Here is a 13992-nt window from a genome sequence, read left to right as displayed (position 1 = left end):
GTGCCGAGCCCGCCGGACCACACCGGTCCGGGCCGAACTCCACCGACTCCGGGGGGACTTCCCGATGGCACCCGCCGCTCCGAACACACCCGCCCAGGCCGGAACCGGCCTGATGACGGCCGCCCACCGCAAGCTGGGCATGCTGCTCTGCCTGGTCACGATCGTGCTGGCCGTGCTCGACTCGAACATCGTGTCGGCGGCCACCGTGCCGATCGTCCGCGACCTCGACCCCGTCCACGGCGTCGACCGGCTGCCCTGGCTGGTCAGCGCCTTCGCCCTGGCCGCCACCGCGCTGCTCCCGCTCTACGGCAAGCTCTGCGACGTCTACGGCGCCAAGCGGGTGCTGCTCGGCGCGCTCGCCACCTTCCTGCTGGGCTCGGCGGCGTGCGGGGCCGCGCAGTCGATGGGCCAGCTGATCGCCTTCCGGGCCGTCCAGGGCATCGGCGGTGGCGGACTGATGAGCGTCACGATGGTGGTCATAGCCCACCTCCAGGACCCGGAGGAGCGCGGCAACGGCAAGGGCGGCGCGATGGGCGGCATCGTCGCGGGTCTCGGGATGGCCGTCGGCCCGCTGGTCGGGGCGCTGTTCACCGACCACCTCAGCTGGCGCTGGATCTTCTACGTCAACCTGCCGCTCGGTCTGCTGGTGGTGGCCGGCGTCGTCCTGGTGATCAAGCTGCCGCAGACCGCCCGCCGGCGCGGCCTGGACTTCCTCGGCGCCACCCTGGCCGCCGCCTTCGCCACCGGGCTGCTGTTGGTCACCGAGTGGGGCGGCAAGGACTACGGCTGGACCTCCCCGGAGATCCTCGGGCTGTCCGCCGCCACCCTGGCCGCCCTCGGCCTCTTCCTGTGGCGCCAGGCCACCGCCGCCGAGCCGGTGCTGCCGCTCTCGCTGTTCCGGATCCCGATCGTGCGGATCGGCTTCGCCGTCCAGGGCCTGGTCGGAATGGGCATGACCGGCTCGATCGTCTACGTGATGATCTACCTGCAGCTCGCCCGGGGGATCGCCCCGACCACGGCCAGCCTCTACCTGATGCCGATGGCGGCCGGGATGACCGGCGTCGGTCTGCTGGTCACCCGGCTGATCGCCCGCGGCCACGCGCCGCGTACCTTCCTGGCGGCCGGCGCGGTCTGCGGGACGCTCGCCCTGGTGCTGCTCGGGTTCAGCGGGCCGGACACCCCGCTGTGGGCGGTGGGCGCCGAACTCGCCCTGCTCGGCGCGGGGTTCGGCCAGCTGATCGGGCAGCTGGTCACCCTGGTGCAGGACACCGCCCCGCGCCACCAGCTCGGCGTGGCGACCACCGGCATCCGGTTCTTCCAGACCCTCGGCGGCGCTCTCGGCGCGGCGTTCTTCGGCACTCTGCTGGCCCGGGTCTTCGAGTCCGGCGAGCCGGGACGGCCGCTCGGGGCGGTGCGGGTGCTGACCGGCGCGGCCCGGGACCACGCGGTGCGCAGCTTCACGGACGCGGTGGACGTGGTCTTCCTGTCGGCGGGCGGGGTGATGGCGCTGGTGCTGCTGCTGGCGCTGCGGCTGCGGTCGGCGGAGGCGGCGGCCTCCGCCGGGGAGCCGGTGCTGGCGGCCTGAGCGGGCGGCCCGTGCGGGCGTCAGGGGGAGCGGGGCCCGGTGGACCACGGGGGAGTCCACCGGGCCCCGCTGCTCGGGTCGGGCTCCGTCCGGGTCCGGTCCGCTTCGGTCGGGTCCGGTCCGGGGTCAGGCCTTGGCGGCGGCCCACTCCGGGGCCAGGATCGCCCAGATCTCCTTGTCGTGGCGGACCCCGTTGTGCAGGAACCACTCGCGCAGCACGCCGTCCCGCCGCATGCCGACCCGCTCGGCCACCGCCCGGCTGCGGGCGTTGACGGCCGAGCACCACCACTCGGCGCGGTGCAGGCCGCGGGTGACGAAGGCGTAGTCGAGCAGCTGCCGCACGGCGGCGGTGATCAGCCCGCCGCCCTCGCCGGCCGGCTCGGTCCAGGCGCCGATCTCGCAGTTGCCGGTCTTGGTGCTGAAGTGCACGAACATCACGCCGCCGACCAGCGTGCCGTCCCGCCAGATGCCGTAGATCCGGCGCTCGTCGGCGGCCTGGCCGTCGGCGTAGCGCTGCAGGGTGGCGCGGGCCGAGTCGAGGTCGGTGGAGAAGGTGGCCCACGGGATCCACGGGTCGGTGTGGGCCCGGGCGCGGTCGATGTGGGCCAGGAACTCGGGGGCCTGCCAGGGCTCCAGCGGGCGCAGATCGGCGTTCTCGGCGAGCGGTACGGAAAACACGGGCGGGCCTTTCGCGGACGGTGCGGGAGCTGTCGGGATCCATTCATAACAAACGTTTGGTATGTACGATAGCCCCCATGACGCCAGCCCGTGGAGACCATGACGCCCGCCGCTCGGAAGTCTCCGAGGGGGTGTGGCGGGTGCTCTCCACCAAGGGCTTCGAGGGGCTGACGCTGCGCGCGGTGGCGGCCGAACTGGGTGCCTCCACCGGACTGCTGACGCACTACTTCCCGAACAAGCGGGCGCTGCTGAGCCACGCGCTGGAGGAGCTCGACCGGCGCTCGCTCGCCCGGCCCCGGCGTACCGCCCCCGTCGACGGCACCCCGCCGCCGGCCGGGCTGGCCGGGCTGCGGGCCGCACTGCTCGACGTGCTACCGCTGGACGAGGCGGCCGTGGCGGGCAACCGGATCTGGGTCGGCTCCTGGGACGTCGCCCTGGCCGACCCGGAGCTGGCGGCCGCGCACGCGGGTCGCTACGCCCGCTCGCGGGTGGCGCTCACGGCGCACGTGGCGGACGCCCAGCGGCTCGGCGAGCTCCCGGCCGGGGCCGACCCCGCCGGGCTCGCGGCGGCGGCGCAGGCCTTCGTGCTGGGGCTGGTGGTGCAGTCGCTGTTCGCCCCGGCGGAGTTCCCGGCCGAGCGGCAGGTTGCCCTGCTGGACGCCTATCTGGCGGGGCTGGCGGGCTGACCGGGGTCCTGGGGCCTGTCCGGCGGATCTTGCCGGGCTGGCGACGCTCCCCCGGCCTTCGGCCGGGAGGTACCCCCAGGGCGCAAGCGCACCTCGCCGCGTCGTCGTCGGTCGCCGATGTCCCCCGGCCCGGCGGCCGGGAGGTGCCCCCACCGCATGGACTCTCCCCCAGCCCGGCGGCTGGGAGGTGCCCCCATCCTCCGCCTTGCGAGGCACGCACTCGGACGCCGCGGTCCGATCCGACGACATCCGCGGGACAGGCCCTAACGGCCGCGCCCGGCGGGTCGGTTTCGCGCGGGCTGGGGGATTCGCCCGGAATTCCAGGTGTTTTCGCTGCGGGCATGACACGCATTGTCACGACTTATGCGCGATGGGTGCTGGATTACCCGGAGGTGGGAAACGGACACGGAAAGTGTTCGTCGGCGCGATGGCCTGCGGAAATTGCAGGGTGGCGCCCCCAGCAGGATTCGAACCTGCGACCTACCGCTTAGAAGGCGGGTGCTCTATCCGCTGAGCTATGGGGGCGGGACGGACGGCGCCCTGGCGGGCGTGACCGTGGCCGGGATCGGGCGACGAGCGCTGGGCGCGCGTTGTCCGGCCCCGTACCTGAGGGTGGGGGTGGGGGGTTGGTGGGCCCTCGCCCTGTCGGGGACAGGATAAGGGTGTCCAGTTCCTCGGCCGGGTGTGACGACACCGTCGTTGGTGTGTCGGTTCGGTGGAGCGGTCCGATAATCGCAGGTGAACGCCGTGAGTGCATCGGTATCGCACTGTTCTGCGCCGGACGTTGTGCAGTCGTTACGGGGCTGCCTCCTCTCCCGTTATGGATTCGACACGGAGAATGTGCCGCCGCCGCCGCGGGTGGGGGGCAGATTTCGGCTTGCGCCGGTCGGATGACGTGCGGGGACGGGGGCCGGCGGGCCTTCCGCCCCGCTCGGGCGGGCGCGGCGATCTGCCGGTTTGTTGTCATGGCCGCGAAGAGGTGGTGGCCCGGCGGTGCGCGAAGGCCGAAATTCACCCCTGCGAGTGACGGTGGCATTCCGCCGCGCGGAGTTATCCACAGGATTTCAGAACTCGGTGGCCGGGATTTCCTTCGGGGTGCACTCTCAACCCGCACTGCTCGATTCCCTGCGGTGCATCGGCGAGAACGGAGAGCGTGCTGTGAGCGAGGCGCATGTGACGGTGCTCGGCAATGTCGCCACCGAGGTGAGCTACGGGGAAACCGCCAACGGGGTGCCGATGGCGAACTTCCAGCTCGGCTGTACGGAGCGCCGGTACGACCGTGAGCGGGCGTGCTGGGTGGACGGCGAGACGCAGTGGCTGAGGGTGACGGCCTGGCGGGCGCTCGCGGTCAACCTGATCGGCTCGCTGGCCAAGGGGGACCCAGTGCTGGTGACCGGCCGGCTGCGGGTGCGGGAGTGGACGGAGGGTGAGGTGAAACGCAGTCGGGCCGAGGTTGACGCCCGGTCGGTCGGACACGATCTCACCCGTGGTACCTCGGCCTTCCGTTGGGCGAGCGGGGTGCGCGGGCAGCCGCCCGGCGGTGCGGGGCCGGCCGCGGCGGAGACGGCGGCCGAACCGGTGCCCGGGTGGATCGCCAGCGCGCTGGAGGCGCGCAAGGCCTCGGCGGTGGCCGCGGCGCCGCGCTCGCCCGAGCTGCCGCCGGGTGTGCGGTCGGTGACTGAGCGGCAGGAGGAGGTGCCCGAGGGGGAACGGGGAGGTGAAGACCGGGCTTTGCCGAGCTGACGGGTCGGTGACCTTCCCTGTCGACAAATATGTTGATCGAGAAGGCTGTTGCGCCCGCACGTGCAATCTCGACCGGATAGCAGAAAGTGGCGGACTGATTCTGCTCGATCGTCAGCTTGTGTGGAACCTGGGGGGATTGATAACGATCCAGATACGGAATCGTCCTGATTTCGCATGGAGGTTTCGGGATCTCTGGGGCTCAATAAGATTCGTCTGGTTCATACCCGCGGCAGTGCCACACGGGGCACGCGCGGCACGGCAAGTCGGCGGGCTGCCCACTGGGTGCGGCCCGCTCCGGAGGGATCCCAGATGTTCCAGAGGCACGGGCGGAGCCTGTCCCGCATAACCACTGTCATGCTCACGACCAGCCTCGCGCTGGGCGGGGGCCTGTTCGCGGCCGGTGCGGCGGTCGCGGCGGACGCCCCGGCGTCGGGTGTGACCGCTGTGGTCCAGAACACCATGCTCGGGGAGAAGGTCGACGTCCAGGGTAGGGGGGTCGTCGACGCCGGTCTCTTCACGCTCAAGACGGCTGCGGGCGACAAGCTCCAGACCTACTGCATCGACTTCGACAACCCGGTCTACCTGGACAGCGGCGCGAAGTACCACGAGGCGGACTGGGCGTCGAGCTCGCTCAACAGCAACGCGAACGCCCCCAAGATCCGCTGGATCCTTGACAATTCGTACCCGCAGGCGAACCTGACGTCCCTGGCCGCGGCCATCCACGTCGACAGCCTGAGCGACGAGGACGCCGCCGCGGGCACCCAGTCCGCGATCTGGAAGTTCTCGGACAACAAGACCGCCACCCCGCGCACCGAGAACGCCAAGAAGCTGCGCGACTACCTGACCAGCGACGCCAACAAGGGCGTCGCGGCCGAGCCGAAGCCCTCGCTGACGCTGACCCCGGACTCCGTCTCCGGCAAGTCGGGCAGCAAGATCGGCCCGTTCGTCCTGAACTCCAGCGCCAACGAGGTGAAGCTCGCGGTCTCCGGCGACGCCTCCGACAAGGCCAAGCTGGTGGACAAGGACGGCAAGCCGGTCAACGGCACCCTCGCCGGTCCGATCGCCAAGGACACCCAGCTGTTCCTGGACGTGCCGGCCGGCACCCCGGACGGCAAGACCGCCATCAACGCCACCGCCGACGCCAACGTGCTCAGCGGCCGGGTCTTCATGAGCGGTCTGGACGACGCGGGCCGCCACAGCCAGACCATGATCCTGGCCGGCTCCACCAAGGTGAGCGTCGCCGCCGCCGCCCAGGCCGCCTGGAAGCAGGGCAAGGGCGCGCTGGTCGACAGCTCCGCCAAGGTCGAGTGCGCCAACAACGGCGTGCGCGTCTCCGTCACCAACAGTGGTGACGAGGCCGCCACGGTCACGGTCGACAAGCAGCAGGTGGCCGTCCAGCCGGGCAAGACCGAGAGCGTGCTCGTCAAGGTCGCCGAGAAGGCCGAGTACACCATCAACGTGACCGGCCCGAACGGCTACGCCAAGAAGTTCACGGGTGTCCTGGACTGCAAGACCGGCGTGACCCCGACCGGCGCCCCGACCACCCCGGCCGCCACCGGCACCACCCCCGCCACCCCGACCGCCTCCACGTCGGGCACCCCGAGCACCGGTGCCGGCCAGCCGACCCCGGCGACCACCAGCGCCGCCCCGGGCACCGGTGGCCTGGCCCAGACCGGTGCCAATGACTCGACCCCGATCCTCGCCGCCGTCGCCGGTGGCCTGGTCGTGGCCGGTGGCGCCGCGGTCTTCGTCCTGCGCCGCCGTGGCCGTCACGGTCGCACCACCGCCTGAACCGTCTGAGCGGGCCGGGGGAGTCGACCTCCTGAGGCCCTGAGCAGCGGAACCGGCCCGGCTCCCCGCAGTTGATGCGGGGAGCCGGGCCTTCGCCGTTCCCGGGGCGGGGGAGCGGGGGTCGCACCGTCGCGGGAGAGGCGGGTCGCCCGCCTGCGGCCACGGATACCCCGGTGGGGTGGTCACGGTGGTCACCAGGGCGGTTCGGGGGTTCCGGCCGGGTGCGGCACAATGGAAGGCTGCAAGCCGAATTACTCCCGACGACGCCGGAGCGATCTCACGTGGCGGAATACATCTACACGATGCGCAAGGTGCGCAAGGCGCACGGAGACAAGGTCATCCTTGACGACGTGACGCTCAGCTTCCTCCCCGGAGCGAAGATCGGCGTCGTGGGCCCCAACGGTGCCGGTAAGTCCACCGTGCTGAAGATGATGGCCGGCCTGGAGCAGCCCTCCAACGGCGACGCCTTCCTCTCGCCCGGCTTCACCGTCGGCATGCTGCTCCAGGAGCCGCCGCTCGACGAGTCCAAGAGCGTTCTGGAGAACGTCCAGGACGGCGTCAAGGAGATCAAGGGCAAGCTCGACCGCTTCAACGAGATCGCCGAGCTGATGGCGACCGACTACTCGGACGCGCTGCTCGACGAGATGGGCAAGCTCCAGGAGGAGCTGGACCACGCCGAGGCCTGGGACCTGGACGCCCAGCTGGAGCAGGCCATGGACGCCCTGGGCTGCCCGCCCGGCGACTGGCCGGTCACCAAGCTCTCCGGTGGTGAGAAGCGCCGCGTCGCGCTCTGCAAGCTGCTGCTGGAGGCCCCCGACCTGCTGCTGCTCGACGAGCCCACCAACCACCTGGACGCCGAGTCGGTGAACTGGCTGGAGCAGCACCTGGAGAAGTACAAGGGCACCGTCGTCGCGGTCACCCACGACCGGTACTTCCTGGACAACGTCGCCGAGTGGATCCTGGAGCTCGACCGCGGCCGCGCCTACCCGTACGAGGGCAACTACTCCACCTACCTGGAGACCAAGCAGTCCCGTCTCAAGGTCGAGGGCCAGAAGGACGCGAAGCGCGCCAAGCGCCTCAAGGAAGAGCTGGAGTGGGTCCGCTCCAACGCCAAGGGCCGCCAGGCGAAGTCCAAGGCCCGTCTGGCCCGCTACGAGGAGATGGCGGCCGAGGCCGACAAGATGCGGAAGCTGGACTTCGAGGAGATCCAGATCCCGCCGGGCCCGCGTCTGGGCAGCGTCGTCATCGAGGTCGAGAACCTCTCCAAGGCCTTCGGCGAGAAGATCCTGATCGACGACCTGAGCTTCACCCTGCCGCGCAACGGCATCGTCGGCGTCATCGGCCCGAACGGCGCCGGCAAGACCACGCTGTTCAAGATGCTCCAGGACCTGGAGACCCCGGACGCCGGGAAGGTCAAGGTCGGCGAGACCGTCAAGATCAGCTACGTCGACCAGTCGCGCGCCAACATCGACCCGAAGAAGACCCTCTGGGAGGTCGTCTCCGACGGTCTGGACTGGATCAACGTCGGCCAGGTCGAGATGCCGTCCCGCGCCTACGTGTCGGCCTTCGGCTTCAAGGGCCCGGACCAGCAGAAGCCGGCCGGCGTGCTCTCCGGTGGTGAGCGCAACCGTCTGAACCTGGCGCTGACCCTCAAGCAGGGCGGCAACCTGCTGCTCCTCGACGAGCCCACCAACGACCTGGACGTCGAGACGCTGTCCTCGCTGGAGAACGCCCTGCTGGAGTTCCCCGGCTGCGCCGTGGTCATCTCCCACGACCGCTGGTTCCTGGACCGAGTGGCCACCCACATCCTCGCCTACGAGGGCGAGAGCAAGTGGTTCTGGTTCGAGGGCAACTTCGAGTCGTACGAGAAGAACAAGATCGAGCGGCTCGGCGCCGACGCCGCCCGTCCGCACCGGGCCACGTACAAGAAGCTGACCCGAGGCTGACATCCAGCTGTCACAACGGCCCGGCAGACCGCCCTCCCGGGCGGCCTGCCGGGCCGCGGCCCGTCGCCGATCCCCGGCGGCGGGCCGGCCGGACACCGAGGAGACACCTGTGGCTCGCCACATCTACGCCTGCCCGCTGCGCTGGTCCGACATGGACGCCTTCGGGCACGTCAACAACGTGGTCTTCCTGCGCTACCTGGAGGAGGCCCGGATCGACTTCATGTTCACCCAGGCCGCCGAGGCCGGCGCCGGGGAGTTCGCGGGCGGCTCGGTGGTGGCCCGCCACGAGATCGACTACAAGCGCCCGCTGGTGCACCGGCCGGAGCCGGTCACCATCGAGACCCGGGTGACGCACATCGGCGGCGCCTCGCTGACCGTCTCCTACGACATCAAGGACGTCCACGAGGACGGCTCCGAGACGGTGTACGTCCGGGCCTCCACGGTGGTCGTGCCCTACGACCTGGCCGAGGGCCGGCCGCGCCGGATCTCCCCGGTGGAGCGGGAGTTCCTCTCCCGTTTCATGGACGAGACCCCGGTCGTCGCGGCAGTCTGAAGGTCCCACCCCACGACGATCGAGCCCCACGACGATCGAGCCCCCACGACGATTCGAGCTGAGCCGCGTTGACCATCACCGCCCGCCTCGCCCTGACCGACGCCGGGGAGGCCGCCGACCTCTCCGCCTTCCTGCTGCGCCTGCTGCGCTTCGACAAGGCGGCGGCCGTGCGGCTGCAGGCGATGGCCCCGGACGGGGACGACGGTGTGCTGGCGGTGTTCGGCCGGCTGCCGCTGGGCGGCTCGGGCGCGCTGGCGATCCGCACCGCCCGGCTGAGCGGTCTGGACGAGCCGGTCGACCTGACGGTCTCGGCCGGTCAGCTGCTGGACGGCGTGGACGCCGAGGCGGGAGCCGTCGCGCTGCCCGCGCCGGTGACCGGTCCGGCCTGGGCCGGGTTGCTGCCGCCGCGGGTCGGCTGGCGGTCGGCCGGCGCCCCGCCGGTGGCCGAGGTGTACCCCGAGCTGATGGCCGGGGTGAAGGAGTTCCGCGAGCGCAGCGAGGCCGTCCCGGCGCACCATCGCACCCGCGAGGTGCTGGACCGGCTGGCCGACGAGATCTGGTCCCGCCCGGTCACCGCGCTGCCGGAGCTGCCGCTGCGCGCGGTCCACGCCGCGTACGTGATCGGCTTCCTGAAGCCCGGCGTCCCGCTCACCGTGCACCGGGCGGGCGGCTGGCTGCGGCTGAGTGCTCCGGCGGGCTCGGTGGTGGTGCGGACGGCGGCCGCGCCGGGCGCGGGGCTGGGGCTCAGCCCGATCCGGTAGCCCTGCTCCGGGTAGTCCTGCTCCGGTGGCCCTGTCCGGGTCGCCCGGTGAGAGGCGGCTCAACCCGGGGTGTTGATCATCGACGCGGCCGCGTACGTCAGGTAGTCGAGCAGCTGCCGCTCGTGCTCGGCGGGCAGTTCCAGGCTGTGCACGGCCGCCCGCATGTGGGTCAGCCAGGCGTCGTGAGCGGCCTTGTCGACCTTGAACGGCGCGTGGCGCATCCGCAGCCGCGGGTGGCCGCGGTGATCGCTGTAGGTGCGCGGGCCGCCCCAGTACTGCATCAGGAAGAGCGCCATCCGTTCCTCGGCCGGGCCGAGGTCCTCCTCCGGGTACATCGGCCGCAGCAACTCGTCCTCGGCGATGCCCTCGTAGAAGCGGCGGACCAGACGCCGGAAGGTCGGCTCACCGCCGACCTGGTCGAAGAAGGTCTCCTCGCTGAACGTGCCTCGCCGGATCTCTGTCACCCGACCATGGTCGCAGACACCGGCTGAACGGTACACCAGGACCAAAGGCGTACGACCACTAAGCGATGCCGTACGACGCCTCGGCCCTTCGCTGCCACCATGACGCCTCGACCCAGGACACCGCCCAGTTGTAAGCGGCGCGCGCCGCGCCGCAGTGCGACCGCAGCCGCCGCTCACCCTCGGCGCTCGGGTCCAGCGCGAAGCGGAATGCCTGCACCACAAAGCCCGGACGTGGCTCGAAACTTCGCACTGAACACCCCCCCACCCAGACGAGAGCGACAATCACAGCGACCGTAACAGCCACCACTGACATTGCTGAGCCGCGTGAAGGGCTGGCAAGTGGCACGGGGGAACGGATCGGTGGGCAACACCGATCCGTTCCCCCGTGCCTGTTCACACAGGAAAGGCTTCGATCAGGCGTCTTCCCACTTGAACAACTTCCAGGCGATGCCGGTCAGCACGGCCGCGAAGAGCAGCAGGCCGCCCATGCTGGGCAGGGCGTCCATGACGCCGCCGCCGCGGGTCAGCACCGACTGGGCGGCCTTCACGAGGTACCGCAGCGGCATGACCTCGGAGACGGCCTTCAGCCAGCCCGGAGCGTCGTCCATCGGGAAGAACGAGCCGGACAGGAACGACATCGGCAGCACGATGAGCTGCGAGATGCCGCTGGCCGCCTCCTCGGTCTTGGCGACCGAACCGGCCAGCAGGCCGATCGACATGAAGGCGAGCGTCGCGCAGGCCACCAGCGGGATGACCAGCCACCAGTTGCCGGTGAGCTTGAGCCCGAAGAAGCTCGTGGCGACCACCAGGAAGACGGTGGTCTGCAGGAACGCGGTCAGCAGCGAGACCACGATCCGGGAGCTGACCACCGTGCCGGCGCTGATCGGGGCCAGCCGCAGTCGGCGCAGCACCTTGGACTTGCGCCAGCCGACCAGGGTCAGCGAGGCGCCGAACACCGCGCCGGTGGCGATGGCCCAGCCGAGCAGACCGGGGGTGAGGAACTGGATCGGCTTGAGCGACTGGTCCTCGACCTGCTGGGCGTCCAGCACGTAGGCCGGCTTCTGGCCGGTGGCCGCCTGGTTGGCGCTCTGGACCACCGAGTTGAGGATGCCCTGGAGCGCGCCGGCACGGACCTGGTCGGCGGCGGTGAAGCGCAGCTGGACCTGGCCGTCCGGGCCCTGCTTGATCATCGCGTCGAAGTCGCCCTTGCGGACCTTCTCCAGGGTGGCGGCCTCGTCGTCGGTCTTGGTGATCGTGAGGACCTTGTCCAGCTCGGTCCTGCCCTCGCCCTGGATCGAGTCGAACAGCTTCACCGCGCCGACCTGCGCCACCTTGGCGTGCGGGCTGCTGGAGCCCTTGGTCACGCTGCCGAAGAAGACCAGGAACACCAGCGGGAACAGCAGGATGAAGAAGGTCGCGGTGCGGTCGCGCTTCATGCCGAGCAGCATCGCGCGGGACAGGCTCCAGAAGGCGCTGACCCGCTCCTGCCCGTCGGCGGCGTCGGCCGACCCGCCGCGCTGGGCCGGGACCTTCGGCCCGGTGGAGGTGGAGGTGGTCATGCGCGGAACTCCCGTCCGGTCAGCTGGAGGAAGACGTCCTCCAGGGTGGCGCCGCGCACTTCGAGGCCGCGCAGCGCGTTCTGCTCGGCCAGCACGCTGAGCACCGGGGCCGGGAGCCGGGTCGAGACGGAGAGCGAGACGGTGTCGTCCTCCAGGGCGGCGATCTCGGCGCCGGCCGCGGTCAGCAGCTCGCGGGCCCGCTCGACCGGAAGCTGGCCGGAGGCCACGCTGATCCGGACGGTGTCGTCGATCTCGCGGATCAGCGCCGCCGGGGCGCCGGTGTGCAGGATCTTGCCGTGGTCCATGATCGAGACCCGGTCGCAGAGCACCTCGGCCTCGTCCAGGTAGTGGGTGGTCAGGACGACGGTGCGGCCCTCGTTGTTGATGTCCCGCAGCAGGTCCCAGAGGTTGCGTCGGGCCTGCGGGTCGAGGCCGGTGGTGGGCTCGTCGAGGAAGACGAGCTCCGGGTCGTGGGCCAGCGCGCAGGCGATCGACAGGCGCTGGGCCTGGCCGCCGGACATCTGGTCGGTCAGCGTCCCGGCCTTGTCGGAGAGCCCGACCCGCTCCAGCATCGCATCGGCCCGCTTGGGACCGACCCCGTAGAACGACGCGAAGGTGCGGATGGTCTCCCGGGCGGTCAGTTTCCGGAAGAAAGCGGAGGCCTGGAACTGCACGCCGATGCGCGGCAGCAGTTTCGGATTGCGCGGCCAGGGAGCCATCCCCAGCAGCTCGACCCGGCCCTCGTCGGGCTTGCGGACCCCTTCCAGGATCTCCATGGTGGTGGTCTTCCCGGCCCCGTTGGGGCCCAGGATCCCGTAGAACTCGCCGGCCTCGACGGTGAAGGACACCCCGTCGACGGCCTGCACATCCCCGTACCGCTGACGGATGCCGTCGGCGGATATAGCTGCAGTCATGTGCCCTGACAATAGGGCTTTCGGTGCGTCTTGTGCACACCTGGGGCGGGGATTTGGGGATTCCCTGAGGAAGCCGGAGAAAGGCGGGCCGGGCGAAATGTTGAATTCCGCCCGGCCCGCCCGGAGTTGTCGCTGACGCACCATCAGCGAGGTGTTCAGGCGCGGTGCACCGTGATCGTCGTCCAGGCGCCGATGTGGATCCGGTCGCCGTCGTTCAGCGGCACGGCGGTGTGCGGGGTGACCGGTTCCGCGCCGCCGTTGACGGTGGTGCCGTTGGTGGAGTCCTGGTCGACCAGCACCCAGCTGCCGTCCGCCTGCTCGGCGAGCAGTGCGTGCTGGTGCGAGGCACCCGGGTCCTCCGGCGGCACCGACAGGTCGATCTCCGGGACGGTGCCCCGGTGCTGGCTGCGCCGGCCGATCCGCAGCTGGCCGCGGCCGGTCAACGGGATGCGGCGCTCGGGGCAGTACGGCGGGAAGAACAGGCCGGCCGCCTCGGGGCCGCTGCGGGCCATCATCTCGGTGAAGTAGTCGCGGTCGGCCGAGACCACCGCGATCCAGTTCGCCCGGACCGCCTCCACCGGGGCCGCCTCCGGCTGGGGCTGCGGCATCGGCGGGGCAAGGTGGAAGGAGGTGCCGAAGTCGCCGCCGCGGTTGTTCGGGCCGGGTCCGGCCGGGTGGGCGTACACCGGGCCGGAGTCCTCGCGCGCCGGGGCCTCGGGGAAGGCGCCCTCCGGCATGGGCCCCTCCTGCCCGCTGGCGGGCAAGGAGGGAGGGTAGCCGTAGGTGTGCGGGTACTCGGGCTGGGGCGGCTGCGGGGCGGGCGGGGCCTGCGCGGGGCCGCCGTAGGCCGCCGGGATGTTCAGCGGCGGCGGGGGCTGGGCCGGGCCGGGCACCGGCGCGGGTCCGGCCGGGGCCTGGCGGCGCGAGGGCGTGGACAGCTCGTAGTCGTAGCCGCACTCCTCGCAGAACCGGCCGGTCTGCGGGCTGCGGCAGATCGGGCAGACGGTCAGGCCTTCAGTGAGGCCCTGCTGCTGCGCGGCCGGCGGGAAGGCGCCGGGCGGGGGCGGCGGGACCGCTCCCGGCGGCATCGGCGGAGGCAGCGGGGCGCCGAAGGACGCACCGCCGTGCTGCGGGTGCCCGGCGGGTGCGCCGGGCGCGGGGTCGGCGCCGGGCGCACCCGGGTAGCCCCCGTGGGCGCCGGGCGTCGGGACCGGCGGAGTCATCGGGAAGCCGCAGAAGTCGCACCAGTCCTCGGCCTGCGACTCGTGGCCCCTCGGGCAGATCGGCATCAGGTCCCCCTCGTTTCGGGCCG

Annotated in this window: 13 protein-coding genes and 1 tRNA gene; 7 read left to right on the top strand and 7 right to left on the bottom strand. The window is 71.4% G+C overall.

What is annotated here, in order from left to right; genetic code table 11:
• The first annotated feature begins 64 nt into the window (after positions 1-64).
• Positions 65-1585 (top strand): MFS transporter, encoded by a 1521-nt coding sequence (locus tag ACH4E7_RS37750; protein WP_396253716.1) that lies wholly within the window; start codon positions 65-67, stop codon positions 1583-1585.
• A gap of 126 nt (positions 1586-1711) precedes the next feature.
• On the opposite strand, the gene ACH4E7_RS37745 is transcribed toward ACH4E7_RS37750, so the two are convergent.
• Positions 1712-2263 carry a GNAT family N-acetyltransferase gene (locus ACH4E7_RS37745; protein ID WP_396253715.1) on the bottom strand — a complete coding sequence of 184 codons (552 nt, stop codon included), beginning with the start codon at positions 2261-2263 and terminating at the stop codon, positions 1712-1714.
• Positions 2264-2340: 77 nt separating this feature from the next.
• On the opposite strand from ACH4E7_RS37745, the gene ACH4E7_RS37740 reads away from it, so the two are divergent.
• Positions 2341-2949 carry a TetR/AcrR family transcriptional regulator gene (locus tag ACH4E7_RS37740; RefSeq protein WP_396253714.1) on the top strand — a complete coding sequence of 203 codons (609 nt, stop codon included), beginning with the start codon at positions 2341-2343 and terminating at the stop codon, positions 2947-2949.
• A gap of 449 nt (positions 2950-3398) precedes the next feature.
• Here the strand turns inward: ACH4E7_RS37740 and ACH4E7_RS37735 are convergent.
• Positions 3399-3474 (bottom strand) — tRNA-Arg (locus ACH4E7_RS37735).
• A 633-nt stretch (positions 3475-4107) separates the two neighbouring features.
• On the opposite strand from ACH4E7_RS37735, the gene ACH4E7_RS37730 reads away from it, so the two are divergent.
• From ACH4E7_RS37730 to ACH4E7_RS37710, 5 genes are all read left to right on the top strand, one after another.
• Positions 4108-4692, top strand: a complete 585-nt coding sequence (locus tag ACH4E7_RS37730; protein WP_396253713.1) for a single-stranded DNA-binding protein — start codon at positions 4108-4110, stop codon at positions 4690-4692.
• Between the two features lie 354 nt (positions 4693-5046).
• Entirely contained in the window at positions 5047-6483 is a 1437-nt protein-coding gene (locus ACH4E7_RS37725) for a Cys-Gln thioester bond-forming surface protein (RefSeq protein WP_396253712.1), read from the top strand.
• Positions 6484-6764: 281 nt separating this feature from the next.
• Complete coding sequence (ettA, locus tag ACH4E7_RS37720; RefSeq protein ID WP_396253711.1) at positions 6765-8429, top strand: energy-dependent translational throttle protein EttA; 1665 nt, start codon at positions 6765-6767, stop codon at positions 8427-8429.
• A 109-nt stretch (positions 8430-8538) separates the two neighbouring features.
• Positions 8539-8982 (top strand): thioesterase family protein, encoded by a 444-nt coding sequence (locus ACH4E7_RS37715; protein ID WP_355671704.1) that lies wholly within the window; start codon positions 8539-8541, stop codon positions 8980-8982.
• Between the two features lie 68 nt (positions 8983-9050).
• The gene (locus ACH4E7_RS37710; RefSeq protein ID WP_355671705.1) at positions 9051-9743 is read left to right on the top strand and encodes a hypothetical protein; all 693 of its coding nucleotides are present in this window, start codon (positions 9051-9053) and stop codon (positions 9741-9743) included.
• Between the two features lie 59 nt (positions 9744-9802).
• Here the strand turns inward: ACH4E7_RS37710 and ACH4E7_RS37705 are convergent, their stop codons facing one another.
• The 5 genes from ACH4E7_RS37705 to ACH4E7_RS37685 form a co-directional block, all read right to left on the bottom strand.
• Positions 9803-10207: a globin gene (locus ACH4E7_RS37705; protein ID WP_396253710.1), complete on the bottom strand. Its 405-nt coding sequence runs from the start codon at positions 10205-10207 to the stop codon at positions 9803-9805.
• A 58-nt stretch (positions 10208-10265) separates the two neighbouring features.
• A complete protein-coding gene (locus ACH4E7_RS37700; protein ID WP_396253709.1) occupies positions 10266-10427 on the bottom strand; it encodes a helix-turn-helix domain-containing protein in 162 nt (53 codons plus the stop codon).
• Positions 10428-10620: 193 nt separating this feature from the next.
• Positions 10621-11766, bottom strand: a complete 1146-nt coding sequence (locus ACH4E7_RS37695; protein WP_396253708.1) for an ABC transporter permease — start codon at positions 11764-11766, stop codon at positions 10621-10623.
• Positions 11763-12680: an ABC transporter ATP-binding protein gene (locus ACH4E7_RS37690; RefSeq protein WP_396253707.1), complete on the bottom strand. Its 918-nt coding sequence runs from the start codon at positions 12678-12680 to the stop codon at positions 11763-11765. Before ACH4E7_RS37690 ends, ACH4E7_RS37695 begins: the two co-directional genes overlap by 4 nt.
• A gap of 155 nt (positions 12681-12835) precedes the next feature.
• Positions 12836-13969 (bottom strand): FHA domain-containing protein, encoded by a 1134-nt coding sequence (locus ACH4E7_RS37685; protein WP_396253706.1) that lies wholly within the window; start codon positions 13967-13969, stop codon positions 12836-12838.
• Positions 13970-13992 lie beyond the last annotated feature (23 nt).

It is taken from the genome of Kitasatospora sp. NPDC018058 (genome assembly GCF_044327205.1).
Taxonomy (GTDB): Bacteria; Actinomycetota; Actinomycetes; order Streptomycetales; family Streptomycetaceae; genus Kitasatospora.
This window is presented reverse-complemented; position numbering and strand designations above follow the sequence as displayed.